This is a genomic window from Chitinophaga japonensis (assembly GCF_007830125.1).
In the GTDB taxonomy this organism is placed as follows: Bacteria; Bacteroidota; Bacteroidia; order Chitinophagales; family Chitinophagaceae; genus Chitinophaga; species Chitinophaga japonensis.
Window position 1 is genome coordinate 1,486,010 of record NZ_VLLG01000002.1, and the last position, 20,155, is coordinate 1,506,164.

Annotated in this window: 18 protein-coding genes; 9 read left to right on the forward strand and 9 right to left on the reverse strand. The window is 52.2% G+C overall.

What is annotated here, in order from left to right; all coding sequences use genetic code 11:
- Window positions 1–22: 22 nt before the first annotated feature.
- The 5 genes from LX66_RS05995 to rlmD all read right to left on the reverse strand — a co-directional run bounded on the left by LX66_RS05995 (window position 23) and on the right by rlmD (window position 5,743).
- The gene (locus LX66_RS05995; RefSeq protein ID WP_145710968.1) at window positions 23–1,159 is read right to left on the reverse strand and encodes an endonuclease/exonuclease/phosphatase family protein; all 1,137 of its coding nucleotides are present in this window, start codon (window positions 1,157–1,159) and stop codon (window positions 23–25) included.
- 72 nt (window positions 1,160–1,231) lie between these two features.
- On the reverse strand, window positions 1,232–2,365 hold the full coding sequence (locus tag LX66_RS06000; RefSeq protein ID WP_145710969.1) for an endonuclease/exonuclease/phosphatase family protein: 1,134 nt from the start codon (window positions 2,363–2,365) through the stop codon (window positions 1,232–1,234).
- 119 nt (window positions 2,366–2,484) lie between these two features.
- Window positions 2,485–3,423: a rhomboid family intramembrane serine protease gene (locus tag LX66_RS06005; protein WP_145710970.1), complete on the reverse strand. Its 939-nt coding sequence runs from the start codon at window positions 3,421–3,423 to the stop codon at window positions 2,485–2,487.
- Window positions 3,424–3,480: 57 nt separating this feature from the next.
- On the reverse strand, window positions 3,481–4,308 hold the full coding sequence (locus LX66_RS06010; RefSeq protein WP_145710971.1) for a rhomboid family intramembrane serine protease: 828 nt from the start codon (window positions 4,306–4,308) through the stop codon (window positions 3,481–3,483).
- A gap of 28 nt (window positions 4,309–4,336) precedes the next feature.
- The gene (gene rlmD / locus LX66_RS06015; RefSeq protein ID WP_145710972.1) at window positions 4,337–5,743 is read right to left on the reverse strand and encodes a 23S rRNA (uracil(1939)-C(5))-methyltransferase RlmD; all 1,407 of its coding nucleotides are present in this window, start codon (window positions 5,741–5,743) and stop codon (window positions 4,337–4,339) included.
- A 159-nt stretch (window positions 5,744–5,902) separates the two neighbouring features.
- Between rlmD and LX66_RS06020 the strand changes: the two genes are divergently transcribed.
- The 5 genes from LX66_RS06020 (at window position 5,903) to LX66_RS06040 (ending at window position 10,771) form a co-directional block, all read left to right on the forward strand.
- Complete coding sequence (locus tag LX66_RS06020; RefSeq protein ID WP_145710973.1) at window positions 5,903–7,312, forward strand: TlpA family protein disulfide reductase; 1,410 nt, start codon at window positions 5,903–5,905, stop codon at window positions 7,310–7,312.
- A 224-nt stretch (window positions 7,313–7,536) separates the two neighbouring features.
- Window positions 7,537–8,238 carry a porin family protein gene (locus LX66_RS06025; RefSeq protein ID WP_145710974.1) on the forward strand — a complete coding sequence of 234 codons (702 nt, stop codon included), beginning with the start codon at window positions 7,537–7,539 and terminating at the stop codon, window positions 8,236–8,238.
- An 82-nt stretch (window positions 8,239–8,320) separates the two neighbouring features.
- Complete coding sequence (locus LX66_RS06030; RefSeq protein WP_145710975.1) at window positions 8,321–8,953, forward strand: porin family protein; 633 nt, start codon at window positions 8,321–8,323, stop codon at window positions 8,951–8,953.
- 192 nt (window positions 8,954–9,145) lie between these two features.
- Entirely contained in the window at window positions 9,146–9,853 is a 708-nt protein-coding gene (locus LX66_RS06035; protein ID WP_145710976.1) for an outer membrane beta-barrel protein, read from the forward strand.
- Window positions 9,854–10,159: 306 nt separating this feature from the next.
- Window positions 10,160–10,771, forward strand: a complete 612-nt coding sequence (locus LX66_RS06040) for a porin family protein (protein ID WP_158642547.1) — start codon at window positions 10,160–10,162, stop codon at window positions 10,769–10,771.
- A gap of 203 nt (window positions 10,772–10,974) precedes the next feature.
- Here LX66_RS06040 and metF read toward each other — a convergent pair whose 3' ends face one another.
- Window positions 10,975–11,928 carry a methylenetetrahydrofolate reductase [NAD(P)H] gene (metF, locus tag LX66_RS06045; RefSeq protein WP_145710978.1) on the reverse strand — a complete coding sequence of 318 codons (954 nt, stop codon included), beginning with the start codon at window positions 11,926–11,928 and terminating at the stop codon, window positions 10,975–10,977.
- Between the two features lie 166 nt (window positions 11,929–12,094).
- On the opposite strand from metF, the gene lptB reads away from it, so the two are divergent.
- From lptB to fabG, 3 genes are all read left to right on the forward strand, one after another.
- Window positions 12,095–12,859 carry an LPS export ABC transporter ATP-binding protein gene (gene lptB, locus LX66_RS06050; RefSeq protein ID WP_145710979.1) on the forward strand — a complete coding sequence of 255 codons (765 nt, stop codon included), beginning with the start codon at window positions 12,095–12,097 and terminating at the stop codon, window positions 12,857–12,859.
- Between the two features lie 66 nt (window positions 12,860–12,925).
- Window positions 12,926–14,407, forward strand: coding sequence for a GH3 auxin-responsive promoter family protein (locus tag LX66_RS06055; protein WP_425545329.1), 1,482 nt, complete (start codon window positions 12,926–12,928; stop codon window positions 14,405–14,407).
- A 53-nt stretch (window positions 14,408–14,460) separates the two neighbouring features.
- The gene (gene fabG, locus LX66_RS06060) at window positions 14,461–15,210 is read left to right on the forward strand and encodes a 3-oxoacyl-[acyl-carrier-protein] reductase (protein ID WP_145710981.1); all 750 of its coding nucleotides are present in this window, start codon (window positions 14,461–14,463) and stop codon (window positions 15,208–15,210) included.
- 62 nt (window positions 15,211–15,272) lie between these two features.
- Here the strand turns inward: fabG and LX66_RS06065 are convergent, their stop codons facing one another.
- The gene (locus LX66_RS06065; protein ID WP_145710982.1) at window positions 15,273–16,148 is read right to left on the reverse strand and encodes an SMP-30/gluconolactonase/LRE family protein; all 876 of its coding nucleotides are present in this window, start codon (window positions 16,146–16,148) and stop codon (window positions 15,273–15,275) included.
- A 66-nt stretch (window positions 16,149–16,214) separates the two neighbouring features.
- Between LX66_RS06065 and LX66_RS06070 the strand changes: the two genes are divergently transcribed.
- Window positions 16,215–17,267 carry a nucleoid-associated protein gene (locus LX66_RS06070; RefSeq protein ID WP_145710983.1) on the forward strand — a complete coding sequence of 351 codons (1,053 nt, stop codon included), beginning with the start codon at window positions 16,215–16,217 and terminating at the stop codon, window positions 17,265–17,267.
- A gap of 90 nt (window positions 17,268–17,357) precedes the next feature.
- Here LX66_RS06070 and LX66_RS06075 read toward each other — a convergent pair whose 3' ends face one another.
- A complete protein-coding gene (locus LX66_RS06075; RefSeq protein WP_244620310.1) occupies window positions 17,358–18,497 on the reverse strand; it encodes a PSP1 domain-containing protein in 1,140 nt (379 codons plus the stop codon).
- A 502-nt stretch (window positions 18,498–18,999) separates the two neighbouring features.
- The gene (locus tag LX66_RS06080; RefSeq protein ID WP_145710985.1) at window positions 19,000–20,139 is read right to left on the reverse strand and encodes a DNA polymerase III subunit; all 1,140 of its coding nucleotides are present in this window, start codon (window positions 20,137–20,139) and stop codon (window positions 19,000–19,002) included.
- Between the last annotated feature and the right edge of the window lie 16 nt (window positions 20,140–20,155).

The window sequence follows — 20,155 nt, forward strand, 5'->3', positions numbered from 1 at the left end:
TTACTTGTTTGCGGTTGGCTGCTTAGTGATCAGCGGAAGTGCTGTCAGCCTGCAGCGTAAGATTGGCAATAACCGGGTAGTGATCGCTGAGATCGGAGTTGATCTTGCGGAAGCTGTTCACGGTAAATGCTTTATCCGGCAGTATGTAGTCAATGCGCAGGGTAGGGGCCAGCCCGGTAAAGGTGCGGCCTATGCCGGTGCCTTTTTTGAGGAAGGCGTCCTGCAGGCCGTCCCTGATCTTGAAATAGGTATAGGATGCGGGCGTATCGTTAAAGTCGCCGCATACCACCACGGGGTACGGGCTTTTACGGATGAAGTCCGCCACGATATCCGCCTGCCGGCCCCGGCGCTGAAAGGCTTCCTTCATTTTCTGGATGATGCTTTTGGCCGCCACCAGGCCGGTATCTTCCTGGTTCCTGATCTTTTCAATAGAGCGGTAGTCCTTTTCATTGAAACGGTAAGACTCCAGGTGCATGTTGATGATACGGATGGTATCCCTGCCCCGCACCACGTCTGCATAGATCATGCTTTCGCTGAGCGGGCCCCTGGAGAGCTTTACTTTTTCAGACTGCACAATGGGGTAACGGGAAAAGATGATGGAGCCCCAGTGCTGCATGCCGTCGCGGTTAAAATCGCTGGAAAAATAGCGGTAGGGCAGCCGCATCTCCCGGGATATATCTTCCCGGTTGTTGAAGTCGTGTTTTTTTTCCGAAGTATAAAAATCCTGGAAGCAGGCAATATCCGGCGACTGTTTTTTTATGAGCGCAAACATGGCCTGCCGGTTGTACTTGCTGTCCTTTTCGCGGTACAGGCCAAACAGTCCTACGTTGTAGCTGATCACCGTAATGCTGTTGTCCGGCGCGGTAAACTGTTTTTCCGCATCCGGCCAGTTAAAGGCAATAAAGGCGCTGATGGATTTCCAGCCAACCAGTATAGCGGCCAGGGACAGCAGGCTGTATCTTATCTTGAACACTACCCAGCAGCAAAAGAACAGCACCACCAGCAGCAACAGGTAAGGAAACAGGAGGGTGATGAAGCTGATAGGCCACCAGCGTTCCGGCGATATCCAGGGCGCCAGGCAGGCCAGCAGGAACAGTAGTACAACCCCTGTGTTGATCGCCAGTAAAACTCCTTTTGTGAATAATCGGATAAATCTCACCTGTTACCAGACACTTTTGGGCTTAAAGATAGGGAATAATAAAGTGGAGACCTGTCAGGTTTTAAAAACCTGTCAGGTCTTTTTCTTTAAAGAAAAACTTGCCATCACAGGGAAATGTTCAAATAAAGGATGGTGAAAGGTGCGGTAGCCGTGTATATTGAACCGGCTGTGCGCGAGAATATAATCAATACGCAGTGTGGGCGACAGGAAGGAAAGCGTGCGCCCTGTACCGCTGCCCTTTTGCAGGAACGCATCCTGCAGGTGGCGGCTGAGCGTGTAGTAGGTATAGGAAACGGGGGTATCATTCAGGTCGCCGCAAACAATAACGGGATGGGGGCTTTGCTCCGCCAGGCGTTGCAGCAGGCGGGCCTGCTCCGCCCGTGCGCTGAAGGTGTGCCGCATCCTGGACAGCAGGGAGCGTGCCGCAGGCAGCTCCGCGCGGCGGCCGTCCATCGTTTTGATGGCGTGTAGCTGGGCCAGGTCTGCCGCATTGAACATATAGGAGCGCAACTGGGCGGTGCAGACCCGGATGGTATCGCCGTGAACCCGTACATCCGCTTCCAGGATACTGCTGCCGCTACCGGCCTCGCTGTAGCCGCAGGGCACTTTACGGGCATGTATCACGGGATAGCGGGAAAAAAGAATGATGCCGTAATGCCAGGTGTTCCACTGCGTTTTGTCCGAGGTAAAGTAGTAATAAGGGTAGCCCAACTGCTGCTGTATGGCGGCAATATTATTGGTAAGCGCGGGATCATCGTTGGTATAGAATTCCTGCAGGCAGAGCAGGTCCGGGCTGGCCGCTTTCAATGTTTGCAGGATGCCGCTGTGCAGCTCCTTGTCCAGCCGGTAACCTTTCACGCCCATGCTGCTGGTGTTGAAGGTCATTACGGTAAAATGCGGGACCGGTTGGCTGCCGGCAGCCATCTCCTCCGCGGGGCGGAGGGATACGCTTACCAGTATGGCCTTGTAGCAGAGCGCGATAGCCGCAAGGCACAGCCAGTAATACCATTTTTTATACAAGATCCAGATGGGGATGAACACGAGCGTGATGCACAGCAGTACAGGAAACAGCAGGCCGGCAAAGCCGCTGGGCCACCAATAATGCGGGCTGATGTAGGGCAGCCAGGCGGAAGTTAACAGCGCAGCTATTAACAGGCCATTGCAGCAAAGCAGCAGTCGGGGAATAAAGACATGCAATAGTTTCACGAAACAGGGGTTATGGCATTGAATTACTTAACCTTATAAAAATAAGGCAAATGCGTGAAAATTACCCTATGCGGCTGTGTAAATTTTACATTATTATCTGCGGGGCGCTGTGAGGCTGTTCAACTTCCCTGGCGGCTGGCCCGGAAAAGGGTTTCGCGTTCTTCCGGCGTAAGGGAGTGCATGCCCTGCTCATTGATCTTGTCCAGTATTTCGTTCAGGCGTTGCTCCGGTACATTGCCCACCTTACGGTAGGGATTGTTGGCGCCCGGGGTGTTCAGCCTTTTCTTCACCATAGTTACGTCCGGGTGCTCCTGCTCTGCCGGGTGGAAAATGTGGGTGGCTTTGTAGGTGAGGCGGTTCAGGCCGGCGCCCCAGTCCCTGCCCTTTTTCCACTGCAGCATGTAGAGGAAGCCGGTAAGGCCGCCGCCTATCAGGGCAGGGAAATAGGTCTGGTAGCTATCGTTGGGGGAGTAGATATGGGCGCCTACGTGCAAGGCTACGAAAACGATCGTGATCACCCATAAGGGAATGCCGCCGCCCAGCATGGGAAATATGCGGTAGCCGGGAGCAACGGTGGTAGCGCCAATGGCCAGAGCCATTACGCTGGCGCCCGCGCCTATCATGGCGCCCTGCGGCAGCAGGGATTCAAAGCCCGGTATGGCGTGCATGCCCATTACATAAAAGATGGCCCCGCAAACGCCGCCAAAGAGGTACAGTGGCAGGATGCGCTGGTAGCCGGCCAGGTTTTGCAGCAGGGAACCAAAGCACCACAGCCATACCATGTTGCTGAAAATCTGCCAGAAACTGATATGCGAAAACATGAAAGTGATCAGCGTCCAGGGGCGGGTAAGCAGGCGCGCCGGGTTGGCGGGCAGGGTGGTCCAGGTGAGTATCTCCTGGTTAAACCGCTCCGTGGTGTAACCTTCCATGTTATAAATAACCCGGGTGAACAACAGCAGTATAAACACCGTGAGATTTACGACCAGGATCTGGGTAACAATGTTCCGCTCTTCTCCTAAAGTCAGGCTGGGAATCCGTTCTTTTTGCACTGTACGCATGCTACGATCACTTTACTATAAAGTTACAAAATTAGGAAAGGTGAAGGGCCATCACCCCTAATAAAAATGTCGCCGGTTGTTCCTGTTCCAGTACTTCAGTAAAAGGAAGCTAAACAGCACGCCACCCAGATGCGCAAAGTGCGCCACATTATCGCCGGCGGAGTTTTGTATGCCCGAGAACAGTTCCAATACAATCAATATGCCAACAAAGTACTTCGCCTTCAGGGGGAACAGGAAATACAGGAAAATAAGGCTGTTCGGGAACAGGTAGCCGAATGCGAACAGGATGCCGTATACCGCGCCGGATGCGCCCAGTGTGGCCGTGTTGCGGAATTCGGCCACAAAAGCCTGTACAAACACCTGGGCGTCCTGTATCACCTGGGGATTGCCCGGGGCCATGGCCAGCGCGTTCTTCAGGCTTTCCGCCGTAAAGGTGCCGGAGCTGAGATCGTACTTGCGGTCCAGCAGTGCAAAATTGGAGTAGGTGGGGTCCTGCAGGAAAGCCTGCGCATCGCGGGTAAGGTGGATGTTGTCATAGGTGAGCACGCCCATGTGGCACATGGCGGCGCCTATACCGCAGATCACGTAAAATATCAGGAACCTCTTGGGGCCCCATACGTTTTCCAGGGTGCTGCCAAACATCCAGAGGGTAAACATATTCATGAACAGGTGGCCGATGGAGCCGTGCATGAACAGGTGGGTAATGACCTGGTGCGGGCGGAACAGGTCCGAGCCCCAGTAATGCAGGGCAAATGTGTCTATGATCCAGTCGCCCATCATAGGTTCAAGGGTGATCTGTGCCAGGTATACCAATCCATTGATGATCAGGAGGTTTTTGATCACCAGGGGGAGAATCTCAAATCTGCCGGGCCTGAATTCGTTCATCGTATTAACGGGTCTTTTTTATGAGCTATTAGCTTTTTTTCTCTAACAATACTACGTTCTCGATATGGTGTGTATGCGGGAACATATCTACGGGCTGTACTTTTGTTACCTGGTATAGCCCGCTGAGCAGGGCGAGGTCCCTGGCTTGCGTGGCAGGGTTACAGCTTACATATACTATTTTGGGCGCTGCTATCTGCAACAGTTTGCCAACCAGCTTTTCGTGCATACCTGCCCGTGGGGGGTCGGTAATGATCACGTCCGGCTGTCCGTGCTGTGCAAAAAAATCATCATCACAGATATCCACTACATCGCCGGCAAAGAAGGCCGCATTATCCACCTGGTTGCGTGCCGCATTTTCCCGGGCATCATCTATGGCCTCTTTCACCAGCTCTATACCGATCACCTTGCCGGCTTTACGGGATACAAAAATACCGATGCTGCCGGTACCACAATACAGGTCATACACAATTTCCGTTCCTGTTAGTGCTGCAAAGTCCCTGGTAACCTGGTACAGGGTAACGCCCTGGTAGGTATTGGTCTGGAAAAAAGATTTGGGGCCTATTTTGAAGACAAAATCTTCCAGCCGCTCTTCCACATATCCTTTGCCGTAATATACCCGGGGCTCCAGGTCAAAGATACTATCATTCTTCTTAGGATTGATGGTATACACCACGGTAGTAATGCCCGGCACGCTGGCCAGCAGGTGGTCCAGCAGCGCCTTGCGGGCCGGCTCATCCTCGTAATGGATCACCAGGTTCACCATTACCTCGCCCGTGGTGCAGATGCGCACCACCAGGTTGCGCAGCCATCCCTGCTGCGCCCGGATATCATAGAAAGCAAGATCATGGGCAATGGCATATTCCCGGATGGTATTGCGGATCTGGTTCACCGGCTCCTGCTGCAGGTGGCAGGTGCGGATGTCCAGCACCTTGTCAAAGAGCCGGGGCACATGAAAGCCCAGGGCATTGCGACGGGGAATGGTGCCGTCCTCCGCTATCTCCTCCTGCAGGAGGTAGGCCTTGTTGCTGAAGGTAAACTCCAGCTTGTTGCGATACTGCGTGCTGTGCTGCGAGCCCAGGATGGGCTGTATAGGCGGCAGCTCCAGGCGGCCTATGCGCTGCAGGTGATCCGCCACCTGCTGCTGCTTGTATTCCAGTTGCAGGGAGTAGGGCAGCATCTGCCATTTGCAGCCGCCGCACACGCCAAAATGCTCGCAGAAAGGCGTTACGCGCTGGCTGGAGTATTCATGGATATGCACGGCCCTGCCTTCCGCCCAGTCCTTTTTGTTCTTACTGAGCCGGATATCCACCACATCGCCGGGCACCACGCCGCCTTCTATAAATATAACTTTCCCGTCTTTACGCGCCAGGGCTTTACCCTCTGCCGCATAAGCGCTTACAGGTACTTTTTCCAGTACTACGTTTTTTTTCCTCACGGATGCAAAGGTAGTCTTTTTAGCAGCAAGCCGCCAGTAGGCGCGGCAGGTTTTGGGCGGTTGCGCTGCCGTTCAACAATTGATGACTTGCAGGTTGCGGCGGGTTTTATATTTTACATTCCGGGTTTATCATTATACATTTACATATCCTACAATCCTATGCGTAAACTTTTGTTTTTTATCATCATTTTTATTTACAGCCAGGCGCAGTTACAGGCCCAGGGATACCGTCTTACGGTTAAGTTCAGCCAATATACCGGCGGCAAGATGTTCCTGGCGCATTACATGGGTAAAGGCACCTTCCTGGCGGATTCCGCGATGATCGACGCCAGCGGTACCGCTGTGCTGGAAGGTAAGGAGCCGCTGCCCGGCGGTATCTACCTGGTTGTGTTTCCCGGCAAGCAGCGTTACTTTGAAATGCTGCTGGACAAGCAGCAGGTGTTTACTGTAAGCGTGGATACCACGGACCTGGTTGGCAAAACCGTGTACAAGACCTCCCCGGAAAACGACCTTTTCCTGGAATATAACCGCTTCCTGGCTACCTTGGCCCCCGAGAGCCGGCAGATACAGGAGGCGCTGGCTGCCAGGACAGCGGCAGACACTGCGCGCGCCCGGCCCATACAAACAGCGCTGAACAGGAGGATACAGGACTACCGGCATGATTTCATGCAAAAGCACCCGTCCTCCCTGCTCACCAGCATATTCAGGGCCATGAAGGAGCCGGAAGTGCCGCCTAAACCGGCTGATGCGGATTCCGCCTTTGCCTACCGCTATTTCAAATCGCATTACTGGGATGAGGTGAACCTGGCAGACGGCCGCCTGGTGCGCACACCGGTGCTGGAAGGCAAGCTGCAGAAATATTTCACCCAGTTGGTGCCCATGGAGCCGGACTCCATTATAGCGGAGTGCGATACCCTGCTGGCGCAGGCCCGGCAGGACAGGGAAATGTTCAAATACGTGCTGTGGTGGCTTACCTACCATTATGAAACCTCGCAGTACATGGGCATGGACGCCGTGTTTGTGCACCTCGTGGAAAAATATTATGTGCCGGGAGATGCTTACTGGCTGAACAATGAGCAGTTGAACAAGATCATTTCAAGGGCCTATGCCATAGCGCCCAACCTCATAGGGCAGCAGGCGCCCCCGCTGGACATGCAGGATTCCACGGCCAGGCCGCTTTCCCTGTACGGCACCAAAGCAAAATATACCGTGCTGGTTTTCTGGGACCCTACCTGCGGGCATTGCAAAACAGAGATACCCCGCCTGGACTCCGCCTATAAAGCCAGTTGGAAGGACATGGGCGTAGTAATGGTAGGCGTAAAAACAGACGGTACCCGCGAGGAGTGGCTGGATTTTATCCACCGCCATCAACTGGATGGCTGGATACATGCCTGGGACCCGCAATCGCAGAGCAACTACCGCCGCCTGTATGACGTGTATAGCACACCGGTAGTATACCTGCTGGATGAAAAGAAAAAGATCCTGGCCAAGCGCCTGGGCGTACAGCAATTGAACGGCTTCCTGGAACGCCTGGCGCAGGGAACGGCTTCCGCATTGCCTACACGTTAAATTCCACGGGACCTTACCGGGACCTCACCGCTATATTACCGCTTGTTCCAGGGGGAAAACTCCGGGAACACTATAGGAAAGATACCTGGATATGCCCTCCTCCCCGGGAGGGCATATTTAATATATGCCTGTTGCAACGTACTTACAATCAACAAGATAAATTTTCAAAAAAAACATTTGGCATAGTCTTTGGTTCGTATGCTCCGGAACAAAACGTATAGTTTATGACCAAAGCAATCATCCTGTCCTTTGCAGCCCTGGCCCTTTCACTGGGGGCCATGAGCCAGGTTAGAGTAGGTGTGAAAGGTGGCCTGAACCTGGCAAACATATCAGTAGACAATGATGGGTCTGTAGATGAGAACAGAACGCTGCCCGCCTATCATATCGGGGTTATTGCCGATATGCCACTGATCCAAAACGTATTATCTTTTCAACCCGGTGTATTTTATAGCAGCAAGGGTTCCAAGCTTGAGTCCGGCGACAAGGACAATCCAACAGTAACCGACCCTTACTCCAAGTACACCACCAACCCGCAGTACATAGAAATACCACTGAACTTTGTAGGTAAAATACCGGTAGGCACAGACGCACGGCTTTTTGCCGGTATTGGCCCCTATTTTGCTTTCGGGGTGGCCGGTAAGAACAAGTATGAGTTCAACAACGGCCTGGTAAGCACTTCCGGCGATGACGGTATTGAATGGGACGACGATACGCCGTTTAATAACGATGATCCCAACCAGGGATGGAACAAGTACAAACGCTTTGACTGGGGCGGCAACGTAATGGTGGGCGCCGAGATCTCTCACTTCCTGCTCTCCGCCCAGTATGGTATGGGCTTTAACAAGATCAATTCAGGTGCGGACGACGGGAGCTCCAACAAGAGCAAACACCGCGTATTCAGCGTATCCGCCGGCTTCCTGTTTTAAACAATTGTTCATCCACTTTTGTATATAAATCAAATATAGTTTTTAAAAAAACTGACTAAAAAATCCACTTAAACATTAACAGATGAAAAAGACGTTGCTATCTGTAGCTGCCATGCTTATTGCAGGACTTTCTTTCGGACAGGTAAAATGGGGAGTTGTGGCAGGGCCCAACTTTTCCAGTGTTACGCAAAAATATGCCGGTGACAAGGAAACCAGCAGCTTGCTCGTAGGCGTAAGGGCGGGGATCACTGCCGACCTGCCGCTGGCGGACGAGTTCTTTATCGGCACCGGTTTATTGTATGCCGGCAAAGGCGGTAAGAACAAGGACAACAGCGATTTCAAAACCACGCTGTCCTACCTGCAGTTGCCCATCCTGTTCACTTATAAACCACAGGTAGGCACAGGTAACCTGGTGCTGGGCGTAGGCCCATACCTGGCTTATGGCCTGGGTGGCAAACACAAAGGCGGTATAGGCAACCTTAGCGGAGACCTGAAAGCTTTTGACGACGAATCCGGTGCGTACAAGCTAAGCCGTTTTGATGCCGGCGCCGGCATACAGGTGGGCTATGAGTTGCCGCAGGGCCTTTATTTCGGGTTGAACACAGACCTGGGCCTGGTGAACGTAGCCAGCGAAAAGGAGATAGCAGGCGAGGATTTTTCCTGGAAGAACACCTCCTTCGGCGTGTCTGTAGGTTATAAATTCGGTGGCAGGTAAGGAACCCGGTAAATCACAGAACAAATCTGCTAAACAGGCTGTTTTAAAAGAACAGCCTGTTTTTTTTATGTTAACGCTTAAACCTTTACGGTTTAATTGCGTACTTTAGCCCGGAGTCGTCGAAAGTAGTGTTTACCCTGAAGTATAAACTGAGTTTTCATAGGTTTTTCACATTTTAAACAGGACAGATGCATGAAAATTTTTACACTATTTATCCTGCTGGCTGTTGCAGCCGGTACGCCTCTTCATGCCCAGATCAGCATAGGCTTCCGGGGCGGCTATACCATGGCGGACATGGAGTACAAAGACCCCACCATCGGCTATAAATACAATGGCATGGGCACCCCCGGCCGGTTAAAGAGCTGGCATGCGGACTTCCTGCTGAATATCCCGGTGACGCACAACTTTTACCTGCAGCCGGTAGTACGCTACCTTACCAAAGGCGCAAATTTTGAACGGCCGGACGATGCCCGGCTTTCCGGGGTATACCTGCCCGTAGCCAGCAGTGTAAAGCTGCATTACCTGGAGCTGCCGCTGAATATCGTATATAAGATACCGTTAAGCTTCGGGAAGATAGCCATTGGCGCCGGCCCCTATGTGGGGTATGGCCTGGAGGGCAAATATGAGCTGGGTATCCGCTACAATGGCAAGGTGGTGCAAAATACCGAGCAGGATATCAGCTTTAATGACCAAACCGGCATTATTTCCACCAACACACAATTGCGGCGCTGGGATGCCGGCGCCAACTTTATGCTGGGGCTGGAGCTGAACAATTTTGTGATGATAGGCGCCAATTACAGCCTGGGAATGACGGATGTGGACAAATCGTCCAACAGCACCTTAAAGCACCGGTACCTGGGCCTGAGCCTGGGCTTTTTACTAAACCGGGAAGATTATTAATTATTAATCAGGCCCTGCTCTTTTAGTCTGTAAAGACCTGCCAGGTTTTTTAAACCTGGCAGGTCTTTCTTGTTTATACCCATATATACATAGGAGCAGCAAGATAAAATTGATAAAATAAACTAATATTTATAAAAAACAAATTATAAAAATTAAATATACAAACTATCTTTGCGTCGCTTTTAAAAAACTAAAACGGTTTTCACAAGATTTTTAACCATTACTTAAAACCAATTCAAACGAATGGAATTGATTCGCCGGCCGGTGGAGCGGTTCCATGAGACCTTAACCAAAAACTATCAACGAATGAAAAAAAATGTAGTATTAGCCCTGTTGGCCCTGTTGGGAACCCTGTCCTCCTATGCCCAGGTATCCTTTGGCGTGAAAGCTGGCTTCAGCAGCGCCAAAATGAGCTTTGACGAGAGCGATGGCGTTAAAAGGCTGGCTGCCTGGCATGCCGGCGCTATTGCCGATTTTGAGCTGGCAGAGAACTTTGCCCTGCAACCCCAGTTACTGGTAAGCACTAAAGGTTATAAGGCTGAAGGCATTGATGAGAGCTTTAAGCTGACCTACCTGGAACTGCCGGTAAACTTCCTGTACAAGCACGAGCTGGGCGCCGGTAAAATATTCGGCGGTTTTGGCCCCTACCTGGCTATGGGCCTGAGCGGCAAATACGGCGAAGTGGATGTGAAGTTTGACGGCAAAAAAGATGAGGAGCTGGGCGAAACCGATGAGGATATCCATGGTAAAAGAATGGATGCCGGCGCCAACTTCATTGCTGGTTACGAGCTGAAAAACGGCCTGCTGTTCAGCGTAAACTACAGCCTGGGCTTAACAGATGTAGATCCTAACGGCACCAAGTCCAAAAACGGCTACTTCGGTATCAGCGTTGGTTACCTGTTCAAGACAAAGAAATAACCATAATAGAGATATAGTACACAACTAAGACACCATTAACCGTCCTGCTTTCAGCGGGACGGTTTTTTTATGCGTGCTGTCTAGGGGAATGGCGCCGCTTGTCCGTCTTACCAGTAATAACACTATCATCGACATAGGACAAAAAAACAAAAAGTGTGACAGTTATGCGTACATGCCACTGCGTTTCCACGTAATGGCATTTTTTATACCACTGCTTCCACCACTCTTTTTACCACTTTGGGCTTGCCCAGGGTGTAGTAGTGCAGCACCGGTACGCCGAACTGCTTCAGCTCCCGGGACTGCTGTATGAGCCACTGGGTGCCTACTTCTTCCACTTCCTTGTCTGTTTTACATTTCAGTATTTCAGTAGACAGCTCGTCCGGGATGTCTACATGGAAGGTGCGGGGCAGCACGGTAAGCTGCTTTTTGGAGGTAATGGGCTTGAGACCGGGAATAATAGGGATGGTAATACCCATGTCCCGGCATTTGGTCACAAAATCAAAAAATTTCTGGTTGTCGAAGAACATCTGCGTTACGATGTAGTCGGCACCTTTTTCCACTTTTCTTTTCAGGTGGGCGATATCTGTTTGCATATTGGGCGCCTCAAAATGCTTTTCGGGATAGCCGGCCACGCCTATGCAGAACTTGGTCTTTACCCCTTCCTGCAGGTCCTCTTCCAGGTATACGCCGTTGTTCATGTTCACCACCTGCTGCAGCAGCTCTAAGGCATAGCGGTGGCCGTCGGGATGGGGCTCAAAGAAGGTTTCGTTCTTGGGCGCGTCTCCGCGCAGCACCAGTACATTGTCCACGCCCAGGAAGTTAAGGTCTATGAGCGCGTTCTCCGTTTCCTCCCGGCTAAAGCCCCCGCAGATCAGGTGGGGCACGGCATCCACGTTGTAATGGTTCATAATGGCGGCGCAAATGCCTACGGTGCCGGGCCGCTTGCGGATCTCCACTTTTTCGAAGGAGCCGTCGCCCCGTTTCTTGAACATATGCTCGCTGCGGTGGTACGTAACGTTAATGAAAGCCGGCTTGAACTCCATTAAGGGGTCCAGGTGGTCGTAGATAGACTCTATGCTTTTACCTTTCAGGGGCGGCAATATCTCGAAAGAGATAAGGGTGTCCTTTGCCTGTGCAATATGTTCTGTTACCTTCATTCGTAGTTTTTTGTCTTTTTAGAAACCTCATGGAACCTCGCATGAACCCGCCCCTGTTTGAGTAAGGTCTTTTCTGCCCGGGTTCATAATTCCGGCGCCTTATTTTTATGACGGGCAAAAATAATATAATCTTAGTTAAATGGTTATTTTTGCTAAGTTTGAACATATGGTATTAAAAATTCATACAGATCAGTTAGTTAAGCGGTACCGCAACAGAACCGTCGTGAACCACGTGTCTGTAGAAGTAACACAAGGGGAGATAGTAGGGTTGCTGGGCCCGAACGGAGCGGGCAAGACCACCACTTTTTACATGGTGGTGGGCTTAATAAAGCCGGATGAGGGAGAGGTCTTCCTGGATAATGTGAATATTACCAAGCTGCCCATGTACAAGCGGGCGCAGATGGGCATAGGCTACCTGCCGCAAGAGGCTTCCGTGTTCCGCAAGCTGAGCGTGGAGGACAATATAGCCGCCGTGCTGGAAATGACCGGCATGAAAAAGGCCGCGCAAAAGGAGAAGCTGGAGTCCCTGCTGAACGAGTTCCGCCTGCAGCACGTGCGCAAAAGCCCGGGTGATGTGCTGAGCGGTGGCGAACGCCGGCGTACGGAGATAGCCAGGGCCCTGGCGGTAGACCCCAAGTTCATTTTGCTGGATGAGCCGTTTGCCGGCATTGACCCTATTGCCGTGGAGGATATACAGTCCATTGTAGCGCGGCTCAAGTACAAGAACATTGGCATTCTTATTACAGACCATAACGTACAGGAAACGCTGTCTATCACGGACAGGGCATATTTATTGTTTGAAGGGAAGATACTGAAAGCCGGCACCGCGGAAGAGCTGGCGGCGGATGAACAGGTAAGAAAAGTGTATCTTGGACAAAATTTCATCCTGCGCCGTAAAAATTACCTGGACGAAGCCGCAAAACAACAATAAACTAACTGTATTCTTCTTCTTATGAGAATTTTAAGTCCTGCAATATCTCAGTTGGCGCGTTTGCGTATGGGACGCATAGAGCATTTTATGCAATATCCCTTACAGGTGCAGCAGCAGGTTTTTCAAAGTTTGATCAGTGCCGCCCAGTATACGGAGTTTGGCAAACAATATGGCTTTTCCAGCATCTTCAAGATAGACGAGTTCAAGCAAAGGGTGCCCGTGCACAATTACGATTCCATCAAACCTTATATACAGCGGGTAATGGAAGGGCAGCAGAATGTACTGTGGAACACGCCTATCAAGTGGTTCGCAAAATCCAGCGGCACTACGGCAGATAAAAGCAAGTTCATCCCGGTATCCATCGAGAGCCTGGACGAATGCCATTACCGTTCCGGCAGGGATGTGCTGTCCCTGTTCTACAACAACTTCCCGGACTCCGACCTGCTCACTGGCAAATCGCTGGTGATAGGCGGCAGCCACCAGGTGAACAAGCTCTCGCCGGACAGCGACTCCTATTACGGCGACCTGAGCGCGGTAATGCTGCAGAACATGCCTTTCTACGGCAACATGATCCGCACGCCGGACCTTTCCATTGCCCTGATGGACGAATGGGAAGAGAAAATAGAGCGTATGGCCAATGCCGTTATACACGAGAACGTTACTTCCATCGCCGGCGTACCTACCTGGACCCTGGTGCTGATAAAGCGCATTTTTGAGCTGACCGGCACCGACAACCTGGCGGACGTATGGCCCGATATAGAGCTGTACATGCACGGCGGCGTGAGCTTCACGCCTTACCGCGAACAGTTCAGGCAACTGATCCGCAAGCCGGACATGTACTACCAGGAAACCTACAATGCCTCCGAAGGTTTTTTTGCCGCGCAGGACATCATCGGGCAGGAGGGATTGCTGCTGTTCCTGAACCATGGCATCTTCTACGAATTCATGCCCATGGAGGAATACGGCAAGGAACAGCCCCGCACCCTGCAACTGCAGGAGGTGGAGCTGGGCAGGAACTACGCGTTGATTATCAGCACCAACGGCGGGCTGTGGCGCTACCTGGTAGGCGATACCATACAGTTCGTATCCCTGGCGCCCTACCGCATCAAGGTGAGCGGCCGCACTAAATCGTTCATCAACGCATTTGGCGAGGAGCTGATCGTGGAGAATTCCGACCGGGCTATTGCCCATGCCTGCGAGGTGACCGGGGCCGTGGTGAATGACTATACGGCGGCGCCCATCTACTTCAGCGAGCGTGGCAACGGCGGGCATGAGTGGCTGCTGGAGTTTGATGTAATGCCCTGCGACCTGCAGCAGTTCACACAGGCGCTGGACAGCATGCTGCAATCCATTAATTCAGACTACGAGGCCAAGCGGCATAAGGATATTGCGCTGCGCATGCCGGTGGTGCATGTGCTGCCCAAAGGCACCTTTACCGAATGGCTGAAGAGCAAGGGCAAGCTGGGCGGGCAGCACAAGGTGCCGCGCCTGAATAATGAAAGGCATTACGTGGAGGAGATACTGCAGTTTGCGCACCCGGATAATTAACGGAGGCCAGCACTAAGATTATTAATTATTCATTCTTAATTATTAATTATTTCATGAAATTACTGGAGAACAAAGTTGCTATTGTAACAGGTGCCAGCCGTGGAATTGGAGAAGCGATCGCGGAGAAATTTGCCGAGCAGGGAGCCAATGTAGCATTTACTTACCTCAGCTCTGATGAAAAGGCCAAAGCCCTGGAACAAAAGCTGCAGGCCAAGGGAGTAAAGGCAAAGGCTTACAAGTCCAACGCCGGGTTGTACGAAGATTGTGAAGCGCTGGTAGCGGAGGTGCTGAAGGATTTTGGCGCCGTGGATATTTGCGTGAACAACGCCGGTATTTCAAAAGACAACCTGCTGCTGCGCATGAGCCCCGACCAGTGGGATGATGTAATGGATATTAACCTGAAGAGCGTATACAACATGACCAAGCATGTCATACGCCCGATGATGAAAGCCAAGAATGGCGTGATCATCAACATGAGCTCCATCATCGGCATCAAGGGCAATGCGGGGCAGAGCAGCTATGCCGCGTCCAAGGCCGGCATCATCGGGTTCACCAAATCCATTGCGCAGGAGCTGGGCAGCCGCAACGTGCGCTGCAATGCCGTAGCGCCGGGATTTATTGAAACGGATATGACGCACTACCTGCAGGACGGGGACGGCGCTAAAACCTACATAGAAAAAATACCGCTGGGCCGTTTTGGCAAGCCGGAAGATATTGCCAATGTATGCCTGTTCCTGGCATCCGACATGGGCGCCTACCTGACCGGCCAGGTGATCAGCGCCTGCGGCGGACTGAATATTTAGCTGTTGGCTGCCAGCTTTTGCCCATTAGCTAAAGCTGGCAGCTAAAGGCTAACAACCGCCAACTATGGTATCCTGAACATCTCAATGCACTTCCTGTCCTGGAGGGTTACATACACGGTCTTTTTGTTCCTGCCGCCAAAAATAAGGTTGCTGCACTGTTTGCCTTTCAGCGGCACTTCCCGTACCAGTTGACCCCGGGGGGATAGTATCGCAATCACGCCTTTGCCCCAGCGGGCCACATACAGGTTGCCGGCCTTGTCGCATTTCATCCCGTCAAAACCAAAATCAGGGAATTCCGTAAACAGGGTTTTGTTGGAGAGGTTGCCCGCATCGTCCACATCAAACCGCCATATTTTGCGCTGCACGCTTTCATTCACGTAGAGCGTCTTTTCATCGGGGCTGAGGGCAATGCCGTTGGTGGTGCCCATGTTCTGCTCCAGCAGCACGGCCTGGCCGCCTTTGTCAATACGCCATAGCTGGCCGGTATTGTTCTTCCAGTCAGGATCAGAGGCAAACAGCTGGCCTTTGCGGTTGATGCAGATATCATTGGGCTGGTTGAACCGGTCGGAGTGTACGTAGGGTTTCACGGCTTTGGTGCGCATGTCTACCTCCAGCACATTATGCCCGCTGAAATCCGCCAGGTACATATTGCCTGCACGGTTAAACACGATGCTGTTAGCGGTGCTGCCCTCCGGCAGGGTCACGAATATTTCCCCGCTGCCATCTTTGGTGCTGATCTTCCCGATGGTGCCGTCGTGCCGGAAGTTCACCACGTACAGGTTGCCGGCCTTATCAAAGTTGGGCCCTTCAATGTTTTGGGAGAACATATTTTCTTCCGTAAGGTCCTGCGCTTGGTATGGAGCGCCGGCTTTCTTTTGCTGTGCAAGGGCAGGGCTGGCAATAACGGCCGCCGCCAGCAGACCGATAAACTTGTGCATAATGGTAAAGCTATATAAATTTATTGCGGCGCGCAACCTGTATGCCGTTTTACTATTTTCGCACCCATGATCCATGTTTCAGCGTTATCCGATCTGGCGCATCTGGCCATTCATAAAGTAGGCAATTCCTCCCAGGATGAGCCGTTGATCTGTTCTCAGGCTCCGCTGGAGCTGCAGGATGAAACCATCAGCCAATTGCTGCTGCACTATTTTATACAGCCATTTACCAACAGCGCGGAGTATTTCCGTTTTTTTCATGAGGCAGAACTGCAGTTGAACGAGGTATTCCAGTACTGCAAGCGCATTTTTGCGGACCAGGAGAGTTTCTACGAGCAGTCCGTGAACATTGCCAAACACCTGTACAAGCATTCCACGCACCCTAAAATAAAGGGCGGGGAACTGTATATCGCCTACTTCAGCAAATGCCTGACAGACGGGGAAGAAGCGCCGGCCATCGGCATTTTCAAATCGGAGAACCGGGATACCTACCTGAAAGTGTTCCTTTCCGGCGATAACTACCAGGTAAGCTCCGATGATGGCATTAACATCAACAAGCTGGATAAAGGATGCCTGATCTTTGACCTGGAAGGGGAGCAGGGCTACAAGGTGAGCGTGATAGACAGCATCGGCAAGCAGAACGAGGCGGTATACTGGAAAGACGCCTTTTTACAGGTGCAGCGCCGGGAGGACAGCTACCACCAGACGGAGACCGCCGTAAACATGTGCAAGCTGTTCATAGAGGACAAGCTGCCGGCGGAGTATGAGATGAGCCGGGTAGACCAGGTGGACCTGCTCAACAAATCGGCCAGCTACTTCAAGGACAAGGAGCAGTTCCATGTAGATGATTTTGCGCAGGAGGTGCTGGGTCACCCGGATGCCATTGCTTCCTTTAAGGAATACCGGCAGCACTACCAGCAGGAGTTCCGGCTGGATATACCGGATGAATTTGACATATCTGCACCGGCGGTAAAGAAGCAGCAGAAAGTATTCAAGAGCGTATTGAAGCTGGACCGCAACTTTCACGTATACATACACGGTGACCGCGACCTGATAGAGCGCGGGTACGATGAGGCAACGAATATGTACTATTACAAGCTGCTGTTTGAGAAGGAAAGCTGATTGATGTGCGGATGTGCAGATATGCAAATGTGCAGATGAAAAAAATGAGTGACTCGCTTCAATTCATCTGCACATTTGCATATCCGCACATTATTTTTTGCTCCTGTGCCTTGGCGGCCGGGGCTTGTTTTCCTTAGGCGCCCTGGACTCCTGGCGGTTATTATCGGGGCGGGGGCCCTGCTTTTGTTCCTGCCTGGGCGGCTGTTGCGGTTTCTGGTCCCGGCGTTTCTGCCCGCCATGGCTGTTCCGCTGGTCGCCGCCTCCGCCTCCGCGTTGCTCGCCTTTTTTGGATGCCGGTTGCCCCTGCTGTTTCTGTTGTTGCTGCTGCCTTTGTTTTTCCCGGTCCTTTTGCTTGCGTTTGTGCGAGTTCTTTTCCAGGGAGCGCAGGCTGATCTGGCCTACCACGTCTGCAAAGCCCAGGTCTGTTTCCTTGGGTTTGGTGACCACTACTTCCACCGCTTTCAGCTCTTCGGGTTTAACGCCCTGCTTGTTGAGCTGGCGGATCTCCTTTACACGGGTAATGGTTAGAGGATATTGTTTGTTGCTGCTTTCGTAGCTGTACCACATGAGGTTCTTGAAGATGTCCCTTTTCTGCAGCGAGGCTACCCCGGCGGCCGTTTCAATGGTATCTGCATCTTCCGGGAAATCCTTGAGGGCATCCAGGTAGGTATCCAGCTCGTAATTGAGGCAACATTTCAGGCGGCCGCACTGGCCGGAAAGTTTTGCCTGGTTAATGGAAAGGTTCTGGTAGCGGGCAGCAGTGGTGTTTACGCTCTTGAAGTCAGACAGCCAGGTAGCGCAGCACAGCTCGCGGCCGCAACTGCCGATACCGCCCACCTTACCGGCTTCCTGGCGGGCGCCGATCTGGCGCATTTCCACCTTTACGCGGAATTCGGAGGCGTATACTTTGATCAGCTCACGGAAATCCACCCGGTCATCGGCGGTATAGAAGAAAGTGGCTTTACGGCCATCGGCCTGTATCTCCACTTCGGTCAGCTTCATTTCCAGCCCCAGGTTGCGGGCCAGGGCCCGGGCCTTGATGAGGGCCTCCTTTTCGCGGGCCTTGTTGTCGTTCAAACGGTGCAGGTCTTCCGGGGTAGGGCGGCGCAGCACTTTCTTTACTTCCGGGGTATCTTCTGCCCGCCGTTTCTTCATCTGGAGCTTTACCAGCTCGCCGGTAAGACTTACGGTACCCACGTCGAAGCCGCTGATACCTTCCACGGTTACCATCTCCCCTTTTTCAAAGTGCTGTTTGGTAACATTGCGGAAAAAATCTTTTCTACTACCGTTATTGAAACTAACTTCTATAATGTCAAATGGTGCTAAGCTATCACCCAAGGGAATATTGGCCAGCCAATCAAATACATTAAGCCTGTTACATCCTCCGCTACTGCATCCTCCGTTGCTTTTGCATCCTGCTGGCTTCCCATCCGCACCCGTACCACATCCGGCACAAGCCATATTTTTCAGTTTAAATTTTGTTTTTACTAAATATCAATTCCGATCCTGTCCTGATCCATCAAAATACATATTTATTTTATAGAATACAAAGGACAGGCCGCACAAAGGTAACCAAAATAAAAGTTCCAAATTCCAAAACCCAAATTCCCCCAAATCCCAAATCCCAAATTCCAAAAACCAAATTGGGGGGCAGTCTCTTGACTACAGGGACAGTTCAATGTTATTAGTGCCCTGCCTCCAGTTTGGAATTTGGGTTTTGGAATTTGGAATTTTACACCTGCGGCAGCGGCTTATTCCTGAATATATATTGCAGCCGGATGGAGAGGGCGTGGAACAGCAGCTTCGCATTGGCATTGCGTTCTATGTGGTAGCAGGCATTGTCCAGCAGCTCCGTGATCTGTTCCATTTGCTGCAGGTTGGCCAGCTTGTTGAGCTTGGCAGCAAAGTCCATTTCCTCTTCTGAGAACGCCAGCAACTGCCGGTCCAGGAACTGCACGCGCAGGCTGTGCTCCAGCAGGTTTATGAAGTAGCGCAGGAACTGTTTCTGGTTCTCGCGGCCGGTTTTGGCGCTGGCGATCTGTTCTATCCAGGCCTGCAGCGCGGGGCGGTTGCCGGTAAAAATATAGTTGAGCCAGTTGCGCAGCAGCTCGTGGTAATCGTCCTCAGCGTGCTGCAGCAGGTACATGGCTTCCCGGTAATTGCCCATGGCAATGGTAGCGGCCTGCCGCGCCCTGGCCGGGGCGGCTTTGGCGCGGTTTACCAGCGCATCCACCAGCTCCTCTTTGGGCAGCGGGTTTACCTTTACCAGGTGGGTACGGGAAAGGATGGTGGCCAGTATCTGCTCCTGGTTTTCCGCCACCAGTATAAAAAAGGTGTTGGCCGGCGGCTCTTCGATAAGCTTGAGCAGGCGGTTGCCTTCATTGCCCAGGTACTCCGGCATCCACATGAGGAGTATTTTGTAAGGGCTTTCGAAGCTTTTCAGGCTCAGCTTGCGGATAATGTCGTGGCATTCATTGGCGGTGATATTACCCTGCTTGTTCTCCGCGCCTATGAACTGCAGCCAGTCATAGGCATTGCCATAGGGGTGGGTGGAGATGAACTCGCGCCATTCCGCCGCATAGTCGGTGCTCAGGGGCTTGTCTCCCGGTTTGCGCGGAATAACGGGGTAGGAGAAATGAATGTCCGGGTGAATATACTGCGATGCCTTGGTGCAGGCGCTGCATTGTCCGCAGGCATCTTTTTCCTGCTTGTTCTCGCATACCAGGTATTGCGCAAAAGCCAGTCCCAGGGGCAGTCCGCCGGCTCCTTCCGGCGCCAGCAGCAGCATGGCGTGGCTCAGCCGGTTCTGTTGCTCAGCCTGTACCAGTTGCAGGCGGATGTTCTCTTGTCCGATGATATCTGAAAAAAGCATTGGGGCAAATTAGCAC